Below are 21096 nucleotides of genomic sequence, written 5' to 3' on the forward strand. Positions count from 1 at the left end.
CTCTGCCGTGTTTGACAGCCTGCGCTAACATACGCCTTGTCCCATAAACACGACCTGGGAATCCGGCGCCATCGCTGTGTGCATGTCCGCCCTGTTGCGGAAAGCCTGATGGGGTGGCACGGATACCCACTTGATCCTAGGGATCAAGGTCGTTTCGTACGGCATCGGCATGGTGGAGGATGCAATTCTTGAACGATCGTCCCGACGCCGCCGTGCCCGAATCGATGGCTGCGCGCAACAAGCGCGCGCTGCGCAGCGATCTGCGCAAACAGCGCCATGCACTCACCGCCGCACAACGCATCCTCGCCGCTGAGGCGATCGTCACGCACCTGCAGACGCTGCCGGCGTTCTCGACGCCGGGCTATGTCGCCGGTTACTGGGCGACTGGTGGCGAACTTCCTTTGCATGTATTGCAACTGCGCCTGCGCGGCGACCAGGTGTGGTGCCTGCCCTGCATCCAGGCCGACGGATCGTTGAAATTCGCACCCTGGCGTTCCGGCGATCCGCTGTTCTCGAATCAATTCGGCATTCCCGAACCCGACGTCGCGCCATCCTCGCAACTCGATGCGCGCGAGATGCAGGCCATCCTCACGCCATTGCTTGGCTTCACTCGTCGCGGCCAACGCCTGGGCATGGGCGGCGGCTACTACGATCGCGCGCTGGCATTCCGTCGCGATGCCGTCGCTCCGCCGACATTGATCGGCGTCGGTTACGCTTTCCAGGAAATCGCCGACTTCGAAAGCGAGGCCTGGGATGTGGCGCTGGATGCGGTGGTGACCGAAGCCGGCTTGGTCGATTGCGGATCCGCAGGCCGATAGACGAGAGATGGAGAGCAAAACATGAAGTACTGGCTGATGAAGACAGAGCCATGTCTAGCTGCCCAGACCCCAGCGGGCGACGTCGGCTGATGTGCTGGGACGAGAAACTGGGAACGGAGCGCACCGCATGAAGTACTGGCTGATGAAGACGGAGCCGGAAGAATTCTCCATCGACGCCCTCGCCAAGGTCGGGCGCGAACCCTGGAGCGGTGTACGCAACTACCAGGCACGCAATTACATGATGAAGGACATGAAGGTCGGTGACGGCATCCTGTTCTATCACTCCAATACCGATATTCCCGGCGTGGTCGGCGTGGCCGAAGTGGTCAGCGAAACTTATCCCGACCCCAGCCAGTTCAAGAAAAAATCCGACTACTACGATCCGGCCAGCAAGCCCGAACAGCCGCGCTGGTGGCTGGTTGACGTCGGTTTCAAGCGCAAGCTCAAGCGCACCATTTCCCTCGATGAACTGAAAGCGAAAGCCGACCAGCTCGGCGATTTCGCCCTCACCCAGCGCGGCAACCGGTTGTCGGTGTTGCCGGTCAGTGCGGCGCAGTGGAAGTTCATCCTTTCTCTCGAATAAGGACGCGGCATGTCACAGGCAGAAGGCAAGAAACGCTCGGGCGACAAGGCCGCGGAATACGTCACCGATGGCAGCATCGTCGGCGTCGGTACCGGCTCGACGGTGGCGTTTTTCATCGAGGCGCTGGGCCGCATGAAGGATCGCATCGAAGGCGCGGTGTCGAGTTCGGAACAAAGCACGCGCCTGTTGAAAGAACATGGCATTCCCGTGCTCGATCTCAACGCCACCGGCTCGCTGGATCTGTATGTCGACGGCGCCGACGAATGCGACCGCGGCAATCGCCTGATCAAGGGCGGCGGCGGCGCGCTGACGCGCGAGAAAATCATCGCCGAAGCCTCGCGGCAATTCGTCTGCATCATCGATGCCAGCAAGCAGGTCGACGTGCTGGGGAAATTTCCATTGCCGATCGAGGTGATCCCGATGGCGCGCAGCCTGGTCGCCAGGAAAATCGTCGCTCTGGGCGGACAACCGATCTGGCGCGAAGGCAAAGTCACCGACAACGGCAACTGGATCCTTGATGTCTACAACTGGCAGATCGCCGATCCGGTGGCGCTGGAGCGCGAATTGAACCAGATCGTCGGCGTGGTGACAGTCGGATTATTTGCAAAACGCGCCGCGGACGTGGTGATCGTCGACGGCGTGTTGCGCGCCAACGCCTGAGTTGCGAAGCGCTTACTCCGCCGGTGCGGCCGCCGCCTGCATGCGCAGCATCGCGCCGAGGCCGCCGTGCATCGCATGCACGGTGTAACCCTGCGCATTGAGCACGAAAGCCGCCGCCGCCGAGCGCTCGCCGGTGTTGCAGTAAACGACCACGCGACCACCTGGTGCCAACAGGCTGGGCATATCTTCGCGCAAGCGGTATAGCGGCACGTTGATCGCACCCTGGATCGCGCGCTGGATGAATTCCTGCGGCATGCGCACATCGACCAGCCGTGCACCGTCCTGCACCAGGCGCGCGGCTTCGGCCGGCAACACCCAGGACACCATCGGCGGCTTGAGCACTGCTTCGAAAGCGTCCTTGGAAAGCTTCATCAATCGGCCGCCCTGCATCATCCGCACGGTGGCATTGCGCGGCACGTTGGCGAGCAATGCGTCCTCGCCGAAGATGTCGCCTTCGCGCAGATAGGCCACGACCTGCGGCGAGCCATCGAGGATTTTCGACACTGCCGCCGTGCCTTCGCGGATCACGTAGAAATTGTCCGGCGCATCGCCTTCGCGCATCACCACTTCGCCGGGCTTGACGTAGGCCTCCTCGAAACGCTGGAACATGCGCTCGAGATTGCCGGTCGGCAACTTGATGAAGGCGTGGCTGTGCAGCAGGCGGAACACCCAGGCGCTGGCACCTGGCGTGCTTTCATGGAAGCGGTAGGTGGGATCGCGACTGAGTTGATCCCAGGTGATGACCTTCTCGACGAAGCGACGCTCCAGACGCACGACGCGCGCGCGCTGCGACACCACCGTCGCGGTGAACCGGCGCGGCACCGCATCATTGAGCGAGTAGCGGCCATGGCCGGTACCGGCGGCATGGGCGACGGTGCGACCGTCGGGATAGTCGCAACGCACCTCGCCTTCAATCAGGTAGATGGTGTCCTCGTCCATGTCGCCGACGCGAAACACGACCTCGTTGCGGACGTATTCGCCGACGGTCGCCTCGCGCGCGAGTTGGTCGCGGGTCTCCGGACGCAGGGCATCGAGCGGAAAGAGCTTGGCGAGTTCGGCGACGGGTACGGGCATGTTGAGCCTCCGAAGGGATGCCTGAGTCTAGACCCATGCCCGCCGGGCAGGCTAGCCAAGGCGCTTTCCGGCCGGCACATCAGCGGCAGGAAGGCGGCAGGAACTTCGCGGACAATTCGGAGCGGCAGGTCCATGTCAGCGCCCCGTCCTTGGCCGTGCCGCTGAAAGTCACGGACTGACCGCGCAGGGCCACGACCACCGGTTCGACATTGCGGAAACGCATGTTGATCAGGCAGGCGCCGGTATCACCATCGGTACCGAATTTGACCGAGCCGACGTATTTCCCGCCGTAGGTTTCCGGTGCTTCGAAGGGGTCGGTATTGCCCGGGCAAGCGCCGTTCTGCAGGTATTGCTCGCTCACCCGTGGCTTGAGGTTCTCGACGATGCTCATCGCTTCCATGAATTGCGCGCGGCTGACGTACACCTGGTACTGCGGGATCGCTATCGCCGCGAGAACGCCGATGATCGGCACCATCGCCACGGCAGCCACCGCCCCGATGATCAGGCAGCCGTTGCCCTTGCCTACCGGTTTGGGCGACCCGGCCCTGCGCTGTGACGGCGGGTACATACCGGGCATCGGCGGCGGCATGGCGCTGCCGGCCGGAATGCCGACTTCGCCACCCACTTGCGCCAGTGGCAGCCAGCGCACCATGCCGTCGCGCCAGACCAGCGACTCCCGCGTCACTTCGCCGCGCATGAACAACTCCCGCAACGTCTCCGCGGAAACCGGTCCCTGCTGCTGACCGGCGCGGTTCGCGTAATGCCAAGACGTCGCGGCCATGCGTAATCTTCCTTCGGTGATTTGTGTAGGAAATAGTTTGCCGCAATCGCCACGGCTTGCGCGAAGTTTTGTTTTCGATCATGGCTTGAATCGAATCGACGACGATCGATGCCCGACGAAAAGACATCCGGCGTTCGAAATGCAGGTGTGCTTCGTGGCTGCCGCACCTTGCGAAGACGACGGCCGGGCGTTCGCCGGGACCGGATGGATGCGCTGATCCGTCGAGCGAAAAAATCCCGCCCACAAAAAAAGCCCCGCTTTCGCGGGGCCTTTTTCGTGTGGCTGGGGAACTAGGGTTCGAACCTAGATTAACGGTGTCAGAGACCGTTGTCCTACCGTTAGACGATTCCCCAATTAGGAATGCGCCTGATTCTACGCTGCGACGATTAGCGCTTCGAGAACTGCGTGGCGCGGCGGGCCTTGTGCAAGCCGACCTTCTTGCGCTCGACTTCGCGGGCGTCGCGGGTCATGAAACCGGCCTTGCGCAGCTCGCCTTTCAGCGACTCGTTGTACTCGACCAGACCGCGGGCGATGCCGAGGCGAATGGCGCCGGCCTGGCCGGTGATGCCGCCGCCTTCGACGGTGATCGAGATGTCGAACTTGTCGGTCATCTTGGTCAGCTCGAGCGGCTGGCGAACGATCATGCGCGAGGTTTCACGGCCAAAGAACTCGTCCAGGGGACGGCCGTTGACGATGATGGAACCCTTGCCGGCACGCAGGAACACGCGGGCGGTGGAGGACTTGCGACGGCCAGTGCCGTAATTGTGCTGCGAAGCCATGGGTATCTACCTGTGCCTTAGATGTCCAGCGCCTGCGGCTGCTGGGCGGTGTGCGGGTGGTTCGGGCCGGCGTAGACCTTGAGCTTGCTGTACATGGCGCGGCCGAGCGGATTCTTGGGCAGCATGCCCTTGACGCCGGTCTCGATGACACGCTCGGGGTGAGCGTTCAAGGCCTGGCCAAGGGTTTCCGACTTCAGGTTGCCGATGTAACCGGTGAACCGGTAATACATCTTGTCCTGCAGCTTCTTGCCGGTGACGTGGATCTTCTCGGCGTTGACGACGACGATGTAATCACCGGTGTCGACATGCGGAGTGAAGATCGGCTTGTGCTTGCCGCGCAGACGGCGCGCGAGTTCCGAGCACAGACGACCAAGAGTCTTGCCGCTGGCATCAACAACATACCAATCGTGCTTGACGGTCTCCGGCTTGGTGCTGACGGTCATGGCTTTCATGACGGGCTCCAAAAGAAAATCGTGGGAAATAAGAAGCGGAATGGTAACCGCTGACCCGAGCTCGCGCAAGTCCTTAATAACTCGCGTGTTAGCATCGCCCGATGGCCGCCCTGCCCGCCCCGGACCCTCGCCCAGCTGCACTTTTGACCGCCCTGGCCGACCGCTGCGTGCAATGCGGGCTATGCCTGCCGCACTGTCCGACCTACCGACTGGACGCCTCCGAAGCAGAGTCCCCGCGCGGCCGCATAGCCTATATCAAGGCCGTCGCGACCGGGCTGATCCCCGCCAGCGAGGCCGGCGACCGCCATCTCGATCACTGCCTGGGCTGCCTGCGCTGCGAGTCCGTCTGCCCGGCCGGGGTCGACTATGGCGAGCTCCTGATCGAGGCCCGTGCCGCCCAAAGAGAGCGCCGGTCACCGCCCCTGCCCGATCGCGTCCGCCTCGCGCTGCTGGCCAAACCTGGTCTGCTCGCGGTGTTGGTCCGCACCCAGTCCCTGCTGCCCAACGCATGGCGAACCTTGCCCGCGGCATCGGCGAACGAGCCCTTTCCGATCACCGCAGGCAACGAATCCGCTGCGATCTTCGTCGGCTGCATCGCGACCGCCTACGAATCATCGACGCGCGCCGCGCTCGCGAAAATGCTGCAGGCGGTCGGGGTGGCCTGCACTCTGCCGGCGACACAGACCTGCTGCGGCACGGCTGCCTTGCATGCCGGCGAGACCGCACAGGCGGAGATGCTGGCGGCGCACAACCGCGCCGCGTTTGCCGGCCAAGCTCGGGTCCTGACCTTGGCCAGCGGCTGCCATCAACAAATGAAAGCCTCGCTCGCCGGCGTTGCCGATGTCGAGGACGCGCTGTCTTTTCTGGAGTCGCGCTTCTCGCGGAAGAATTTCCGCGATGCCGGCGGCCGCCGGGTCGCCCTGCATGTGCCGTGCAGCCAACGCAGCGCAAAAAATGACGAAGCGCTGCGGCGCCTGCTGCATAGCGTGCCCGGTCTGGATCTTGTCGAACTCCCCGATACCGGCTGCTGCGGTGCCGCCGGCACGCACATGCTTTCCGAACCGGAACGCGCCGCTGCCTTGCGCGCGCCGCTGCTTGTCGCTTTCGAACGCAGTGCTGCGGACGAACTGCTTTCGGCCAACATCGGCTGCCGCCTGCATCTGGGCCAAAGTGGAAACATCCGCGTGCGCCATCCAATCGACTTCCTCGCCGAGCATCTCGCATGAGCGTCTCCCGTCATTACTCGCGTTTCGACCGCCTGATCATCGAAGCGCAGCGCGCGCTGGGCACCAGCGTCGGTCGCACGCTGGCCGAGCGCGACAATCCCGGCGCCGATGAAGCCGATGTCGAGATGGACGGCAGCGCACGCCGCCATGCCGCCGGCCTGATGCGCATCAACCACACCGGCGAGGTCTGCGCGCAGGCGCTCTACGTCGGCCAGGCGGTGGTCGCGCGCGATGAAGCCACGCGTTCGCAACTGCTCGCTGCCGCACAGGAAGAAACCGATCATCTGGCCTGGTGCGCCGATCGCCTGCGCGAACTCGACAGCCGGCCCAGCCTGTTCAACCCGCTCTGGTATGCCGGCAGTTACGCGATCGGTCTTGCTGCAGGCCTGCGCGGCGACGGCTGGAATCTCGGCTTCGTGGTCGAGACCGAACGCCAGGTCGAAGCCCACCTTGCCGAACACCTGCAAACCCTGCCCGCCGAAGACCTGCGCAGCCGCGCGATCCTCGCGACGATGAAAATCGACGAAGCCCGCCATGCCGATCACGCCGAAGCCGCCGGCGCTCGCACACTGCCGCCACCGATTCCGAAAGTGATGGCGCTGGCCTCGGCGATCATGAAGGCCGTGGCGTATCGCATTTAGCTCCTTGCCCTGCGCACAGGAGGAAGGCAAACAAAAAGCCCCGCTTTCGCGGGGCTTTTTCATGGCGACAACTCAGGTCACTCAATCCACCAGGTTGCGCCCGTGGAACAGCTCCTCGATCTCGCGGCGCAACTGCATCTCCACGCGCTGGCGATCCTTGAAGCTGAGGTTCTTGGCCTTTTCCTCGAACAGATAGGTGTCCAGGTCGAATTCCTTCACGTGCATCTTGGTGTGGAAGATATTTTCCTGGTAGACGTTCACGTCGAGCATCTCGTAGTGGGTCTTGATGCCTTTCGACAGGTAGTCCTGGATCGAGTTGATCTTGTGGTCGATGTAGTGCTTCTTGCCCTTCACATCGCGGGTGAAGCCACGCACGCGGTAGTCCATCACCACGATGTCGGAGTCGAAGCTCTCGATCAGGTAGTTCAACGCCTTCAGTGGCGAGATCACGCCGCAGGTGGCGACATCGATGTCGGCGCGGAAGGTCGCGATGCCGTTGTGCGGATGCGTTTCCGGGTAGGTGTGGACAGTGATGTGGCTCTTGTCCAGATGCGCGACCACGGCGTCGGAAATCAATTCCTTGCCGGCGGCCTTCTTGTCGATCACTGGCTCTTCCGAGATCAGGATCGTCACCGACGCGCCCTGCGGATCGTAATCCTGGCGGGCGACGTTGAGGATGTTGGCGCCGATGATGTGCGCGACCTCGGTGAGGATCTGGGTCAGACGCTCGGCGTTGTAGACCTCGTCGATGTACTCGATGTAGCGCTGGCGCTGTTCTTCCGACACGGCGTAGCACATGTCGTAGATGTTGAAGCTCAGGGCCATGGTGAGGTTGTTGAAACCCTGAAGCCGCAAACGCGGCAGTGGCTTGACCACGGCGGTATTCCTCGAGTGACGGACGGGTGGAGCGGGCGCGCATTATCGGGCAAAGCGCCCCCCGGGGGAACCTCGCCCTAGCCAGCCCGGACGCGCCATTGCTGTGAATGCCGTCACAGCCTAAGCTTGGGCCACTTCGGGAATATTTCAGGCTCAGCTTATGACCCCGCACCGGACCTCGCTCAGCGAGCACGCCCTCCGCACGCCAGTCGCCAATCCTTTGGCGCTGGACGCGGTCTCGCTAAGCCACTTTCTGGACCAGTGCCATCGCCGCAAGCATCCGACCCGCAGCGACATCTTCCGGCCCGGCGACCCTGCCAACACGCTTTATTACGTCATCAGCGGTTCGCTGAGCATCATCAGCGAGGAAACCGATGGCCGCGAGCTGGTGCTCGGCTACATCAATGCCGGCGACTTCATCGGCGAGATGGGCCTGTACATCGCCGCCGAACATCGTGAGGTGCTGCTGCGCACGCGTACACCCTGCGAGCTGGCCGAGCTGAGCTATGAGCGCCTGCACCAGCTGTTCGCCACCACACTGTCGGCGGAATGCCCAAAGGTGCTCTATGCGATCGGCGCGCAACTTTCCAAGCGCCTGCTCGATACCAGCCGCAAGGCCAGCCGCCTCGCCTTCCTCGACGTCACCGGCCGCATCATCCGTACGCTCAACGACCTGTGCCAGGAACCCGACGCGATGACGCATCCGGATGGCACGCAGATCCGCGTGTCGCGCCAGGAGCTGGCGCGCATCGTCGGCTGCTCGCGCGAAATGGCCGGCCGCGTCCTCAAGCAATTGCAGATCGACGGCAAGCTGCACGCCCGCGGCAAGACCATCGTGGTGTTCGGCACGCGCTGAGGACACCGCGGACATGGGCAGCGCCAACCAGCCAGGCCAGTTGCAGCCCCTGATCCGAACCGCGACGCCGGACGACGCGCCCGCTATCGCCCACCTGCTCGATGTCCTCGGCTATGCCTGCAGCGATATCGAAGCCGGCGAGCGTATCGCCGCCCTCGCCGAAGACCTCGACCAACGTTTGCTGGTCGCCGACCTGCATGGCGGCGTGGTCGGTCTGATCTGCTACGACCTGATGTATTACCTGCCGCTGGGCGTGCGCACCTGCCGCATCACCGCGCTGTCGGTCTCCACCGACTGCCAGGGTCGTGGCATCGGCCGGCAGTTGCTGCGCGAAGCCGAGACTCGCGCCCGCGAGGCCGGCGCCGCGCGCATCGAGCTCACCTCGGCGCAGCATCGCGTCGAAGCGCATGCGTTCTATCGCGCCTGCGGCTATGGCGAAAGCGCGCTGCGTTTCCTCAAAAGGCTCGGGGATGCCTGAGCCATGAACCTGCGCCGGCGCACGCTGCTGATCGGCCTGTTCCTGCTGCTCGCAACGGGGCTGGCTGCGCATCTGGTGCATCGCCTCGTGGTCTACCCACGGTTCCTCGAACTCGAGCATGACCAGGCCAAGCGCAACGCCGAACTCGTTTTCGAAGTGGTCAACCGCGAACTCGCGCTGGTCGCGCCGCAGTCGCAGGACTGGGGCTACTGGGACGAGACCTACGCTTACATGGCGGGCAAGGATCCGACCTACGAAAAAGTCATCCTGATCCCCAGCGCGCAGCAGAGTCTCGACTGCCAGCTGCTCGCTTTCTACGACAACAACGGCCGCCGCGTCTGGGCGCGCGGCATGGATCTGAAAACCCAGGCTGTGCTCGACATCGATGCGTTCCGCAGCGATCGCCTGCCGCTGCATTCGCCCCTGCTCGCGCAGGGCGACCAGCCGCAGATCCGCGCCGGCCTGATCGACACCAACCTCGGCCTGATGTTCGTCACCACCGTGCCCATCCTCACCGGCGCGCGCACCGGCCCCCGGCATGGCACGCTGATCCTCGGACGATTTTTCGAGACCAGTGCGATCCGTCAGATCGCCGACCAGAACCATCTGCGTTTCGAGATCGCGCCGCCGCTGGACCAGCAGACCCGTGGCCCGCGTCTGGAAGTCGATCACGTGCGCATCGCCCACGGCGACCTGCGCTTCGAAACCAGCGAGGCCGAGAGTCGCGTCACCGCCGTGGTGTTCGACATCAACGGCCGGCCCGTGCGCGACATCAGCATCCTCACCCCGCGCGAGATCAGCAGCCGCGGCCGCGATGCGCTGGACATGTCGATGCTGCTGATGACCATCACCGGCCTGGCGACCATGGCCATCCTGCTGTGGCTGCTCAATGGCAGCGTGGTCGTGCCGCTGACCAAGCTGACCACGCTCGCGCGCAAGATCGGCGCCGACGAAAACACCCAGGCGCGCATGAAGCTCGATCGCGACGACGAGATCGGCGAGCTCGGTGCCGAGTTCGACCGCATGCTCGATCGCCTCGCCGATACCCGCCAGCGCCTTTTCCACGAAAGCTATCGTGCCGGCGCCAACGAAATGGCCGGCGGCGTGATCCAGGACCTGCGCAGTTCGCTCGAGCCGTTGAAGGAGCACATCGACCAGCCGCTGAAACTGCTGGACCGCACGCACACCTCGGGCATGCAGATGCTGCTGCACGAACTCGCCGCGCCCGACCTCAGCCACCACCGGCACAACGAGATCGTGCAGATGCTGCAATACCAGGTCAACGAGCAGTCGGTGCTGCTGGCGGAGGCACGCGGCGAGTTGCGCGGCATCCGCAAGAGTCTCGAACACCTGCAGGGCATCGTCACCGAATACTCGCGCTTCATCACCAGCAACACCGCCGCACAGCCGGTGGCGATGCCCGAGTTGATCGACCACGCGCTGCGCCGGATCGAAGGGCCACAACGGCAGGCGATGGCAGTGGAAATCGATGCTTCGGTGCTGCAGGCGCCGCCGGTGGAAGCGGCGCGCGAAGTGCTGCAGCAGGTGATCAACGTGATTGTCCTGCAGACGGCGGAAGCGACCGGCGCGGCCGGCGAACATCCATTGCAATTGCGCATCACCGCCAACGTCGAATTCAGCCAGGGTCGCTCGCGCGTGCATTTCCGCTTCGACGACAACCGGCCGGCGGTGAAACCGGAAACGCTGTCGGGAATGTTCAGTCGCGATTGGCAGATCGGTGATGATGCCGCTGGCCTCAGCCTGCCCTGGGCCGGCAATGCCGTGTCGTCAATGGGCGGCCGGCTCTGGGCCGCCGCCTCGCAACCCTTCGACGGCATGGTGCTGCATCTGCTGCTGCCGCGCGCAAAGCTCGTCGGCGATTAGCTTCTTTGTAGGAGCGATGGCAATCGCGACCGAATCCGCTGCGAAAAAATGAATGCGGCAGGAAAGTCGCGATTGCCATCGCTCCTACGACGCTACAAATCCTTATCCGCCAAACACCCGTGCCAACTCCGCGCCCGGGTCCTCGGCGCGCATGAACGCCTCGCCGACCAGGAAGGCATTGACGCCGTTGCTGCGCATCAGCGCCACGTCGTGCGCGGTGAAGATGCCGCTTTCGGTGACCAGTACGCGATCCTTGGGCACGGCGCCGCGCATCGTCAAGGTCGTGTCGAGGCTGACTTCGAACGTGCGCAGGTTTCGGTTGTTGATGCCGATCATCGGCGCGGGAATCTGCACAGCGCGCTCGAGTTCGTCGATGTCGTGCACTTCCACCAGCACGTCCATGCCCAGATCCAATGCGAGATGCGACAACTCGGCGAGCGCGGCATCGCCGATCGCCGCGACGATCAGCAGGATGCAGTCGGCGCCGAGCGCGCGCGCTTCGTACACCTGGTAGGCATCGATGGTGAAATCCTTGCGCAGCACCGGCAACGCGCAAGCCGCACGCGCCTGCTGCAGATACTCGTCGGCGCCCTGGAAAAAATCGACATCGGTGAGCACCGACAAACAGGCCGCGCCGCCACGCTGGTAACTCGCGGCGATTTCGGCAGGGTGGAAATCGGCGCGAATGACGCCCTTGCTTGGACTGGCCTTCTTCACCTCGGCGATCACCGCGGCCTGGCCGGCGGAAATTTTCGCGGTCAATGCATCGGCGAAGCCGCGCGTCGCCGGTAGATCGGCGCAGCGCGCGGAAAGCTCACGCAGCGGAACGCGGGCACTGCGCTCGCGGATTTCCTCGACCTTGCGCGCGAGGATTTTTTCCAGGATGTCGCTCATTCGCGCTCACCGCGCGGGCCGGCGTAGGCGCGCTCGACACGGGCGACGCGCAGTTCGAAATGTTCGTACCACTCCAGGCGGCCGCGTCGGCGCGCCTCGGTATGTTCGGCCTGTTGTTTCCACGCCTTGATCGCCGCTTCGCTTTCCCAGTAGCTCACAGTGATGCCGAAGCCATCGTCGCCGCGCAGGCTTTCGACACCGAGGAAGCCGGGTTGCAGCTTCGCCAGCTCCACCATGCGGTCGGAAGTTTCGGCATAGCCGAGGTCATCGGCTTTGCGCAGCGAGGAAAATATCACCGCGTAATAAGGTGGCTCGTGGGTGTGGGCGAAAGGACTCATCGGTCACCTGGTCGGGAAGTTGCAGCCAACGCCTGCGTGCTGGCGACATATTGATCGAGCTTGCGACGCGCGCTGCCGTCGTCGATGGCGATGCGCGCCTTGGAAACGCCCTCGGCGATCGACACCGCGACATTCGCGACATAAAGCGCGGCACCGGCATTGAGCAGCACGATGTCGCGCGCCGGGCCAGGCTTGCCTTCGAGAACATCAAGCACCATGGCCCGCGATTCGGCCGGGCTTTCGACCCGGATCGCGCGCAGGTCGGCCATCGCCAGGCCGAATTCGCCGGGCAGGATTTCGTATTCGTGCACTTCGCCTTCGCTGAGCTCGGCGACCATCGTGCCGCCGTTGAGGGTGATCTCGTCGAGACCGTCGCGGCCATGCACGATCAACGCGCGCTTCGTGCCAAGACGCTGCAGCACGCGCGCCTGGATGCCGACGAGATCGGCATGGAATACGCCCATCAGAATGTTCGGCGCCGCGGCGGGATTGGTCAGCGGCCCGAGAATATTGAAGATCGTGCGCACGCCGAGTTCCTTGCGCACTGCCGCGACGTTCTTCATCGCCGGATGATGCATGGGCGCGAACATGAAACCGATGCCGGTATCGGCGATGCAGGCGGCGACCTGTTCGGGCCGCAGTTCGATCGCCCCGCCCAGCGCTTCGAGCACATCGGCGCTGCCGGATTTCGAACTCACCGAGCGATTGCCGTGCTTGGCGACCTTGGCGCCGGCCGCCGCGCAGACGAACATCGCGGCGGTGGAAATATTGAAAGTGTGCGCGCCATCGCCACCGGTACCGACGATGTCGACGAAGTTGGCGTTGTCGGGCACTTCGACGTGCGCGCAGAACTCGCGCATCACCTGCGCCGCGCCGGCGATCTCGCCGATGGTTTCCTTCTTCACCCGCAGCCCGACCAGGATCGCCGCCGTCAGCGCTGGCGATACTTCCCCGCGCATGATCTGGCGCATCAGGTCGATCATCTCGTCGACGAAGATTTCGCGATGCACGATGACGCGTTGCAGGGCTTCTTGCGGAGTGATGGGCATGGGTTCGTGCTTGTGTTCGGCGTTGTAGGAGCGACGCAAGTCGCGATTTCTTCGATATGAGTGAATGTGTGGGGAAATCGCGACTTGCGTCGCTCCTACGTCCGCGCTTTCAAAAAATTCGCCAGCATCGCGTGGCCGTGTTCGGTGAGGATGGACTCGGGGTGGAACTGCACGCCTTCGACCGCGAGCGTCTTGTGGCGCAGGCCCATGATTTCGTCGAAGCCACCGTCGGCGTGTTCGGTCCAGGCGGTGATTTCCAGGCAGTCGGGCAGCGATTCTTTTTCGACGACCAGCGAGTGGTAGCGCGTGGCCTCGAACGGATCCGGCAAGCCGGCGAACACACCCACGCCCTTGTGCCGGATCATCGAGGTCTTGCCATGCATGATGGTCTTGGCGCGCACCACTTTGCCGCCGAACGCCTGGCCCAGGCTCTGGTGACCGAGGCAGACACCGAGGATGGGCACCTGGCCCGACAGCGTCGCCAGCACTTCCAGCGACACGCCGGCCTCGTTTGGCGTGCACGGCCCGGGCGAGATCACGATGTGCTCGGGCTTGAGCGCGGCGATCGCCTTCACGGTCAGCGCATCGTTGCGCACGACCCGCACTTCCTGCCCCAACTCGCCGAAATACTGCACGAGGTTGTAGGTGAAGCTGTCGTAGTTGTCGATCATCAGCAACATAAAGCGCACAACCCCTTGATCAATAAGAGGCCGGTTCGTTCTTCATGGGCTGGTACCCGCACAAGTACCCGCGTTGCTCTTGGGGACCCGGGGAAGTTCGATGCGGCGACGCGCAGGATATCGCAAACGCTGCGGATGCTGTTCCGCACGCGCCAATACCCTGCAGATCAAGCCGTTGCGGCGACGCGCAGGACAAACGCCGCGCAAAAAAATACCCCGCCGGTGACCGGCGGGGTATCAGTACAGCAATGAAACTTAGTTGGAAGCCGGAGCTGCCGGAGCGGCGGCCGGCGCGGCAGCCTTCTTCATCGCGTGGTGCTTGTGCTTCTTGTGATGCTTGTGGTGGGTGGCGGGCGCAGCAGCCTTGGCCGGAGCGGCAGCCGGCGCAGCCGGGGTAGCGTCCTGGGCGGCGAAAGCGGAACCAGCGGCGAGGCTCAGGGCCAGGGCCAGGGCAGTCAGGCGGATGTTCATGGGGAAAGCTCCTCGAGAGGTAGCCGATTGAACGGAGGCCCGCAGGAAGCGGCGACCCGGGTTCAACGGTGCCGCCAGTCTTGCCTCCCCGGCTTTGCCCGGGACTGTCCGTAGGGTTACCGATATTTAATGTGGGGCGGCGAAGAGGTCTGCGGGCGAAAGCCTGCGATCGCGCAGGTCAGCCGGAATGCGAGCGATCCGTGGCGTGTGCGGAGCATCATTCAAGCAGATAGATGATGTAGACGTTCTGCCTGAGCGTGATCCTGCCCTCGTTCAACACCACAGGGTTACGCCCGGAATAGCTGGAAAGCGAGCTGATATCGATGGCATTGACTGCGCCGGAACGCCCACCCTGTGAATAGACGACATTGAAACCGCGATTTGATATTGACTGGACTCCAGCGATCTTTCCGCCGACACCTCTTACCAATTCATCGGCGGTCCCGCGCGCATCGGCGATCGCTTCAGCGAGAAGCTCTTTCTCGATAGTGCCTTGCTTGGATGACGAGAACTCTCCGACGCCGATCTGCAGCTGCTTAGCTGCCGGCAATTTCGCCAGGAACTGCGTTAGCGCCCTGAGTACGTGGAAGCGAACCTTGATTCGACGCTCGTATGTGCTGCCAACGAACTGACTTGTCTGTGCATTCGAATCCCATTTCATTTTTGGGTGGATGCTCATGTTGTCAATCGTCAGATCACCTTCGGGGATCTTCTGCGCTTTCGCCAGCTCAATGATTGATCGCGCTAGCGTCTCAATTATTTCTTGGGTTGCCGCCGCATCCCTGCTTGTCTCGCTCAATGTCAGATCCATCGGAAAGATATCGGGAACGACCTCCCTCTTGGCCTGCCCCTCCACTGCAATGAACGGCGGCCCGCCGATAGATTGCGCGAAAGCACTAGTGGTGATCACGAAGAAAAATACCACCTGGATCAATCGCTTCATGCACATCTCCGTTTCTCGGTAGCCCCGAATATCACAACCCGCTCGCCGCCTGCGCCACCGCGCGGAACAGCGCTCTTCCCTTGTTCATCGTCTCGTCCCATTCCTTTTCCGGGTCGGAGTCGTAGACGATGCCGGCGCCGGCTTGCACGTGCAGGCGGCCGTCCTGGATGACGGCGGTGCGGATGGCGATGGCGGTGTCGGCGTCGCCCCACCAGCCGAGGTAGCCGACGGCGCCGGAATAGATGTTGCGCTTGACCGGCTCGAGTTCGCGGATCACTTCCAGCGCGCGGATTTTCGGCGCGCCGCTGACGGTACCGGCGGGAAATGTTGCTTTCAGCACATCGGCGAAACTCAGGTCGGGCTGCAACTTGCCCTGCACTTCCGACACGATGTGCATCACATGCGAATAGCGCTCGATGATGAAGCGGTCCGGCACGCGCACGCTGCCAGGCTCGGCGACGCGACCGACATCGTTGCGGCCAAGATCGATCAGCATCAGGTGCTCGGCGCGTTCCTTCGGATCGGCGAGCAGTTCTGCTTCCAGCGCCAGATCTTCCTCGTGCGTGCGGCCGCGCGGGCGCGTGCCGGCGATCGGACGCACGGTGACTTCGCCGCCTTGCAGGCGCACGAGGATTTCCGGCGAGCTGCCGACCACCTGCGTGCCGTCGAGATCGAGAAAATACATGTATGGCGACGGATTGAGCGCGCGCAGCGCGCGGTACACATCCACCGGCCGCGCGCGGAACGGCACGCTCATGCGCTGGCTGAGCACGACCTGGAACACATCGCCGGCGCGGATATATTCCTTCGCGGTTTCGACGGCGGCGATGAAACCTTCCTTGGTGAAACCGGAAACGAAATCGGTTTCCTTGAGCAGGGACGGATCAAGCACGTCGGGATAGCTGCGGCCGGAATGGCGCAGCCGGTAGACGAGTTCGTCGAGGCGACGCACCGCTTTCGAATACGCCTGCGGCTCGGCGGGATCGGCATGCACGATCAGGTAAAGACGGCCCTTGAGGTTGTCGAAGACCGCGACTTCCTCGCTGAGCAGCAGCAACGCATCCGGCGTGCCGAGTTGGTCGGGTTTGTCGCCACCTGCCAAACGCGGCTCGATCCAGCCGATGGTTTCGAAACCGAAGTAACCGACCAGGCCGCCGGTGAATGCCGGCAACTCGGGCATCTTCGGCACGCTGAAACTTTCGCGCAGGCGATCGACTTCGGCTAGCGGATCGGCGAGTTCGCGCGTCTCGGTGATCTCGCCGTGCTCGCGCACTTCCAGCGTGTGACCGCGAAACGTGTACGTGCGGCGCGCGGGCAGGCCGATGATCGAATAGCGCCCCCAGGTTTCGCCGCCTTCGACCGATTCGAACAGATAGGTGTGCGGACCATCAGCAAGCTTGAGGTAGACCGACAGCGGCGTGTCGAGATCGGACAGCACCTCGCGCACGATCGGGATGCGGTTATGGCCAGCGGCGGCGAGCTGCCGGAATTTTTCGGCTGAAATCACTGGGAGATCCGGGTTTGACGCGAGCGTCGAGTATAGCCAATGCCCTTCAATGCAGCGGGCTGGCGCTCACGATCACGCCATCTTCGTCGGCATACAACCAGTCGCCGGGCTTGATGTCGGTGCCGCCGATGCGCACGGCGACATTGCGCAGGCCCTGGCCGAGTTTCTCGGTCTTGCGCGGGCAGGTGCCGATCGCCTTGACGCCGAGCGGCAACGCCGAGATGGCAACGCTGTCGCGGATGCAGCCGAACACAACAATGCCGGTCCAGCCATTGGCCACCGCCATTTCCGCGAGCTGGTCGCCGAGCAGCGCGCGCCGCAACGAGCCGCCGCCATCGATCACCAGCACGCGACCCTCGCCGTTTTCCGACAGCGCCTCGCGCACCTTCGAATTGTCCTCGTAGGCGAGCACAGTGCTGACCCGACCGAAGAAAGCGGTCTTGCCGCCAAAATCGCTGAACAATTCCTCGACCACGCGGGCGAGGTCGCCGTGGTTGTCGCATAGGTCGGCAGTGCGCTGGTTCATGGTGGAGCCTCCGGAACGTAACGTAGGAGCCAGCTTGCTGGCGACCAAGCCTACCCAGACAACAACTACCCAATGCTCGCCTGCTTGCGTGGATCAAACAATGTCCTGTCGCCAGCAAGCTGGCTCCTACGTCTGCGAAGCTGCGACCTCTTCGCGCATGCGCCGGATCACCTCGGCGTAGTCGGGTGCGTTAAAGATCGCGGAACCGGCGACGAAGGTATCGGCACCGGCAGCGGCGATCGCAGCGATGTTGTCGACCTTCACGCCGCCATCGATTTCCAGGCGGATGTCGCGGCCGCTGGCGTCGATGCGTTTGCGCACCGCGCGCAACTTGTCCAGCGCCGAGGGAATGAAACTCTGGCCACCGAAACCGGGGTTCACCGACATGATCAACACGAGATCGAGTTCGTCGAGCACGTGGTCGAGATAGTCGAGCGGCGTCGCCGGATTGAACACCAGCCCGGCCTGGCAGCCCTGCGCCTTGATCAGCTGGATGGTGCGATGCACGTGCTCGCTGGCTTCCGGATGGAAACTGATCAGCGAGGCGCCGGCCTTGGCGAAATCCGGGACGATGCGATCCACCGGCTTGACCATCAGATGCACGTCGATCGGCGCGGTGACGCCGTGCTTGCGCAGCGCCTCGCAGACCAGCGGGCCGATGGTGAGGTTGGGCACGTAGTGATTGTCCATCACGTCGAAATGCACCCAGTCGGCACCGGCCTTGAGCACGTTGTCGACTTCCTCGCCGAGCCTGGCGAAATTCGCGGAAAGGATGGACGGCGCGATCAGGCATTTCGACATGGCTCAACCCTTGTGGCGTTGCTGCTGGATGGATTCGTAGGCGGCGTTGATTTCGCGGGCACGGGTTTCGGCGAGCTCGCGGATTTCCTTCGCGGCGCTGGCGACGCGATCGGGATGGTATTCGGAAATCAATCGTCGCCAGGCCTGTTCGACTTCGTCATCGCTGGCGGTCGGCAACAGACCGAGCGTGGCGTAGTGATCGAGCATGGTTGCTTGCGGTGGCGGCGGAGGTGGCGGCGCGGAAACCTGGCCGCCGAATATTCCGATGTCGTAAAGATGGCCGAGGACCAGGCCCAGCACCATGAACTGCGGACGCCGCGTCAGCACGCCCAGCAGGAAGCCGATGACCTTGCCTTTCCAGCGCGTCATGGCTTGGCCATCGGTGCACGGGCCGCGGGCTGCTGCGAATACCAGCGTGCAAGTGCGGCGATGTCGCGCGGCTGCAAGGTGTTGGCGATCGAATTCATCGGCACCGCCTTGCGGCTGCCATCACGATAAGCGGCGAGCGCGTTGATCAGATAGGTCTCGTCCTGGCCGGCGAGATGCGGCGTACCGGCGACATGGCTGTGCCCGTCGACACCATGGCAGGCCGCGCACAGACCGAGTTTCGCCGGTCGCGGTGGCGCGGCGGCCTGGGCCGCAACACAGAGAAAGATCAGTGCGGCCGCAGCCAGGAATCGATGCATGCGGCGATTCTAGCAGCCGCCCCGCGCGGAGGCCCGGTTACAATGGCGCCTGCCCAGACCCGCGCCTCGCGCCCGCCGGCCGCGCGTCCCACCTTCCCGTCTCGTCCCGGATCCGCCCGTGCCCACCACCCTGCATACCTCCGACCTGCCCGGCCTGCCCCTGCTGCATCGTGGCAAGGTGCGCGATGTTTATGGCCTGCCGAACAATCGTCTGTTGATGGTCGCCAGCGATCGCCTTTCCGCTTTCGACGTGGTGCTGCCTGATCCGATTCCGGGCAAGGGCGAGATGCTCTGCCAGATCTCGAATTTCTGGTTCGGCAAAACCTCTCACCTGATGCCGAATCACCTCACCCACGAAGCCGTCGCGAGCGTGCTGCCGGCCGGCGTCGATCTCGCGCTGTATGCGCAGCGCAGCGTGATCACCAAGAAACTCAAGCCGGTGCCTGTGGAAGCGATCGCCCGCGGTTACATCATCGGCAGCGGCTGGAAGGACTATCAGAAGACCGGCGGTATCTGCGGCATCGAATTACCGAAAGGACTGCGCCAAGCCGAACAATTGTCGGCGCCGATCTTCACGCCCTCGACCAAGGCGGCGGTCGGCGACCACGACGAGAACGTCAGCTTCGATGCGATCGTCGCGCAGATCGGCGGCGACCTCGCCGAGCAGGTCCGTGCAGCAACGCTGAAGATCTACGATTTCGCCGCACGTTACGCCGCCACGCGCGGCATCATCATCGCCGACACCAAGTTCGAGTTCGGCCAGGACGAACACGGCGTGCTGCACGTGATGGACGAGATGCTGACGCCGGATTCGTCGCGGTTCTGGCCGGCCGATTCGTATGCGGTCGGCATCAGCCCGCCGAGTTACGACAAGCAATACGTGCGCGACTATCTGGAAACGCTGGACTGGAACAAGACCGCGCCCGGTCCGCGCGTGCCGGCCGAGGTGATCGAGGCCACACGCGGAAAATATGCCGAGGCGCTGCTGCGTCTCGCCGACATCAGCATCGCCTGAGCCGACACGATGAGGGACACCATGCGCAGCGCCGATTCCCTGCTCGCCCAGTATTCGTCCGATCACCAGAACGCCATCAACCAATGGATCCACGTGGTCTGCGTACCGGCAATCTTCTGGTCGGTGACCGCAATGCTCTGGTGCATTCCGGTGCCGACCAGTTATTTCAACACCGGCACCTGGTGCGCGCTGGCGATGTTCGCCGCCTGGGCTTACTACTGGCAGCTGTCAAAAAAACTGTCGTTGGGCCTGTTCGTCTGCTTCTTCGGCATCATGCTGCTCAACCAGTTCATCGCCACGCACTACGGCATGCGCTTCCTTCTCGGATTGGGCATCGGCGTGTTCGTGGTCGCGTGGATTGGCCAGTTCATCGGCCATATCTACGAGCGCAAGCGCCCGAGTTTCTTCACCGACCTGGTCTATCTGCTGATCGGCCCGATGTGGACGCTGGACAAGCTCTATCGCCGGATCGGCATTGGCCGCTGAGGCACGCGGCGGTTTCGGCGCACGCGATCTGCTGCTGGTTTCGCTAATCTGCCTGGCTTGGGCCGGCAACTTCCTCGCCTCGAAACTCGCACTGCTGGAATTGCCACCGCTGTTGTTCACGGCGCTGCGCCTGGGACTGCTGGCAGTTTTGCTTGCCGCCTTTCTCAAGCGGCCATCGCGTGAACAATGGCCGCGCCTGATCGCGGTTGCGCTGTGCAACGGCGTGCTGCATTTCGGACTCAGTTTCTGGTCGCTGAAGCTGTCGAAGAACATCGCCTCGCCGGCGATCGTCATGCAAAGTTATGTGCCGATGGCGACGCTGTTGGCGTGGTGGCTGCTGGGCGAGCGCTTCCATTGGCGCACCGGCGCGGCGATCGCGCTGAGTTTTCTCGGCGTACTGGTGCTGGGTTTCGACCCGGTCGTGCTGGCGAGTCCCGCGGCGCTCGCGTTGATGCTGGTGTCGGCGTTCTTTCTTGGTCTGGGCACGGTCTTCCTGCGCGGCCTCAAGGGCATGAGCGCGGTAAATCAGCAGGGCTGGGCGGCGATGATCGGCGTCGGGCCGTTGCTGCTCTGGAGCTTGCTCGTCGAACCC

General features: G+C 63.5%; 27 protein-coding genes, 1 tRNA gene and 1 other RNA gene. 12 read left to right on the forward strand and 17 right to left on the reverse strand.

What is annotated here, in order from left to right:
• From ssrS to rpiA, 4 genes are all read left to right on the forward strand, one after another.
• Positions 1–183: non-coding RNA, 6S RNA (gene ssrS / locus VKM35_RS02535), on the forward strand; the annotation flags it as partial.
• A gap of 5 nt (positions 184–188) precedes the next feature.
• A complete protein-coding gene (locus VKM35_RS02540; protein WP_324318027.1) occupies positions 189–818 on the forward strand; it encodes a 5-formyltetrahydrofolate cyclo-ligase in 630 nt (209 codons plus the stop codon).
• A 127-nt stretch (positions 819–945) separates the two neighbouring features.
• On the forward strand, positions 946–1401 hold the full coding sequence (locus VKM35_RS02545; protein ID WP_324318029.1) for an EVE domain-containing protein: 456 nt from the start codon (positions 946–948) through the stop codon (positions 1399–1401).
• Between the two features lie 9 nt (positions 1402–1410).
• Complete coding sequence (gene rpiA, locus VKM35_RS02550; protein ID WP_324318032.1) at positions 1411–2061, forward strand: ribose-5-phosphate isomerase RpiA; 651 nt, start codon at positions 1411–1413, stop codon at positions 2059–2061.
• 12 nt (positions 2062–2073) lie between these two features.
• Here the strand turns inward: rpiA and VKM35_RS02555 are convergent, their stop codons facing one another.
• From VKM35_RS02555 to rplM, 5 genes are all read right to left on the reverse strand, one after another.
• Complete coding sequence (locus tag VKM35_RS02555) at positions 2074–3135, reverse strand: cyclic nucleotide-binding domain-containing protein (RefSeq protein WP_324318034.1); 1062 nt, start codon at positions 3133–3135, stop codon at positions 2074–2076.
• A 79-nt stretch (positions 3136–3214) separates the two neighbouring features.
• Positions 3215–3916 carry a pilin gene (locus VKM35_RS02560; RefSeq protein WP_324318036.1) on the reverse strand — a complete coding sequence of 234 codons (702 nt, stop codon included), beginning with the start codon at positions 3914–3916 and terminating at the stop codon, positions 3215–3217.
• 279 nt (positions 3917–4195) lie between these two features.
• A tRNA-Gln gene (locus VKM35_RS02565) sits at positions 4196–4269 on the reverse strand.
• Positions 4270–4302: 33 nt separating this feature from the next.
• Positions 4303–4695, reverse strand: coding sequence for a 30S ribosomal protein S9 (gene rpsI / locus VKM35_RS02570; RefSeq protein WP_324318038.1), 393 nt, complete (start codon positions 4693–4695; stop codon positions 4303–4305).
• Between the two features lie 17 nt (positions 4696–4712).
• The gene (rplM, locus tag VKM35_RS02575; RefSeq protein ID WP_324318079.1) at positions 4713–5138 is read right to left on the reverse strand and encodes a 50S ribosomal protein L13; all 426 of its coding nucleotides are present in this window, start codon (positions 5136–5138) and stop codon (positions 4713–4715) included.
• A 110-nt stretch (positions 5139–5248) separates the two neighbouring features.
• Between rplM and VKM35_RS02580 the strand changes: the two genes are divergently transcribed.
• A complete protein-coding gene (locus VKM35_RS02580; RefSeq protein WP_324318040.1) occupies positions 5249–6373 on the forward strand; it encodes a (Fe-S)-binding protein in 1125 nt (374 codons plus the stop codon).
• Complete coding sequence (gene coq7 / locus VKM35_RS02585; RefSeq protein ID WP_324318042.1) at positions 6370–7014, forward strand: 2-polyprenyl-3-methyl-6-methoxy-1,4-benzoquinone monooxygenase; 645 nt, start codon at positions 6370–6372, stop codon at positions 7012–7014. Before VKM35_RS02580 ends, coq7 begins: the two co-directional genes overlap by 4 nt.
• An 81-nt stretch (positions 7015–7095) precedes the next feature.
• Here coq7 and speD read toward each other — a convergent pair whose 3' ends face one another.
• A complete protein-coding gene (gene speD / locus VKM35_RS02590; RefSeq protein WP_324318044.1) occupies positions 7096–7890 on the reverse strand; it encodes an adenosylmethionine decarboxylase in 795 nt (264 codons plus the stop codon).
• Positions 7891–8050: 160 nt separating this feature from the next.
• Here speD and crp point away from each other — a divergent pair, with 160 nt between their 5' ends.
• Genes crp through VKM35_RS02605 form a run of 3 tightly spaced genes read left to right on the forward strand, consistent with a single transcriptional unit; the run spans position 8051 to position 11108 of the window.
• Complete coding sequence (gene crp / locus VKM35_RS02595) at positions 8051–8746, forward strand: cAMP-activated global transcriptional regulator CRP (RefSeq protein ID WP_324318046.1); 696 nt, start codon at positions 8051–8053, stop codon at positions 8744–8746.
• 13 nt (positions 8747–8759) lie between these two features.
• Positions 8760–9224, forward strand: coding sequence for a GNAT family N-acetyltransferase (locus tag VKM35_RS02600; RefSeq protein ID WP_324318049.1), 465 nt, complete (start codon positions 8760–8762; stop codon positions 9222–9224).
• Positions 9225–9227: 3 nt separating this feature from the next.
• The gene (locus VKM35_RS02605) at positions 9228–11108 is read left to right on the forward strand and encodes a CHASE4 domain-containing protein (RefSeq protein ID WP_324318050.1); all 1881 of its coding nucleotides are present in this window, start codon (positions 9228–9230) and stop codon (positions 11106–11108) included.
• Positions 11109–11210: 102 nt separating this feature from the next.
• Here the strand turns inward: VKM35_RS02605 and trpC are convergent, their stop codons facing one another.
• From trpC to VKM35_RS02660, 11 genes are all read right to left on the reverse strand, one after another.
• On the reverse strand, positions 11211–12002 hold the full coding sequence (gene trpC / locus VKM35_RS02610; protein ID WP_324318052.1) for an indole-3-glycerol phosphate synthase TrpC: 792 nt from the start codon (positions 12000–12002) through the stop codon (positions 11211–11213).
• A complete protein-coding gene (locus tag VKM35_RS02615; RefSeq protein WP_324318054.1) occupies positions 11999–12340 on the reverse strand; it encodes an antibiotic biosynthesis monooxygenase in 342 nt (113 codons plus the stop codon). The genes trpC and VKM35_RS02615 overlap by 4 nt, the downstream gene beginning before the upstream one ends.
• The gene (gene trpD, locus VKM35_RS02620) at positions 12337–13389 is read right to left on the reverse strand and encodes an anthranilate phosphoribosyltransferase (protein WP_324318081.1); all 1053 of its coding nucleotides are present in this window, start codon (positions 13387–13389) and stop codon (positions 12337–12339) included. The genes VKM35_RS02615 and trpD overlap by 4 nt, the downstream gene beginning before the upstream one ends.
• 95 nt (positions 13390–13484) lie before the next feature.
• Positions 13485–14069 (reverse strand): aminodeoxychorismate/anthranilate synthase component II, encoded by a 585-nt coding sequence (locus tag VKM35_RS02625; protein WP_324318057.1) that lies wholly within the window; start codon positions 14067–14069, stop codon positions 13485–13487.
• A 255-nt stretch (positions 14070–14324) separates the two neighbouring features.
• Positions 14325–14540, reverse strand: coding sequence for a hypothetical protein (locus VKM35_RS02630; RefSeq protein WP_324318059.1), 216 nt, complete (start codon positions 14538–14540; stop codon positions 14325–14327).
• A gap of 217 nt (positions 14541–14757) precedes the next feature.
• Positions 14758–15483 (reverse strand): SIMPL domain-containing protein, encoded by a 726-nt coding sequence (locus VKM35_RS02635; protein ID WP_324318061.1) that lies wholly within the window; start codon positions 15481–15483, stop codon positions 14758–14760.
• A 31-nt stretch (positions 15484–15514) separates the two neighbouring features.
• The gene (trpE, locus tag VKM35_RS02640; RefSeq protein ID WP_324318063.1) at positions 15515–16990 is read right to left on the reverse strand and encodes an anthranilate synthase component I; all 1476 of its coding nucleotides are present in this window, start codon (positions 16988–16990) and stop codon (positions 15515–15517) included.
• Positions 16991–17036: 46 nt separating this feature from the next.
• Positions 17037–17516: a ribonuclease E activity regulator RraA gene (gene rraA / locus VKM35_RS02645; RefSeq protein ID WP_324318065.1), complete on the reverse strand. Its 480-nt coding sequence runs from the start codon at positions 17514–17516 to the stop codon at positions 17037–17039.
• 126 nt (positions 17517–17642) lie between these two features.
• Positions 17643–18317: a ribulose-phosphate 3-epimerase gene (gene rpe / locus VKM35_RS02650; RefSeq protein ID WP_324318067.1), complete on the reverse strand. Its 675-nt coding sequence runs from the start codon at positions 18315–18317 to the stop codon at positions 17643–17645.
• A gap of 3 nt (positions 18318–18320) precedes the next feature.
• Positions 18321–18686: a J domain-containing protein gene (locus tag VKM35_RS02655; protein ID WP_324318069.1), complete on the reverse strand. Its 366-nt coding sequence runs from the start codon at positions 18684–18686 to the stop codon at positions 18321–18323.
• Positions 18683–19003: a c-type cytochrome gene (locus tag VKM35_RS02660; RefSeq protein WP_324318071.1), complete on the reverse strand. Its 321-nt coding sequence runs from the start codon at positions 19001–19003 to the stop codon at positions 18683–18685. Before VKM35_RS02660 ends, VKM35_RS02655 begins: the two co-directional genes overlap by 4 nt.
• Before the next feature lie 118 nt (positions 19004–19121).
• Between VKM35_RS02660 and VKM35_RS02665 the strand changes: the two genes are divergently transcribed.
• The 3 genes from VKM35_RS02665 to VKM35_RS02675 all read left to right on the forward strand — a co-directional run.
• On the forward strand, positions 19122–20018 hold the full coding sequence (locus tag VKM35_RS02665; RefSeq protein WP_324318073.1) for a phosphoribosylaminoimidazolesuccinocarboxamide synthase: 897 nt from the start codon (positions 19122–19124) through the stop codon (positions 20016–20018).
• Positions 20019–20027: 9 nt separating this feature from the next.
• Positions 20028–20504 carry a DUF962 domain-containing protein gene (locus VKM35_RS02670; protein ID WP_324318075.1) on the forward strand — a complete coding sequence of 159 codons (477 nt, stop codon included), beginning with the start codon at positions 20028–20030 and terminating at the stop codon, positions 20502–20504.
• Positions 20494–21096 (forward strand): DMT family transporter (locus VKM35_RS02675; RefSeq protein ID WP_324318077.1); only part of this gene is annotated, 603 nt, incomplete at its 3' end. The genes VKM35_RS02670 and VKM35_RS02675, both read left to right, overlap by 11 nt.

It is taken from the genome of Arenimonas sp., from assembly GCF_035312645.1.
Classification (GTDB): Bacteria; Pseudomonadota; Gammaproteobacteria; order Xanthomonadales; family Xanthomonadaceae; genus Arenimonas.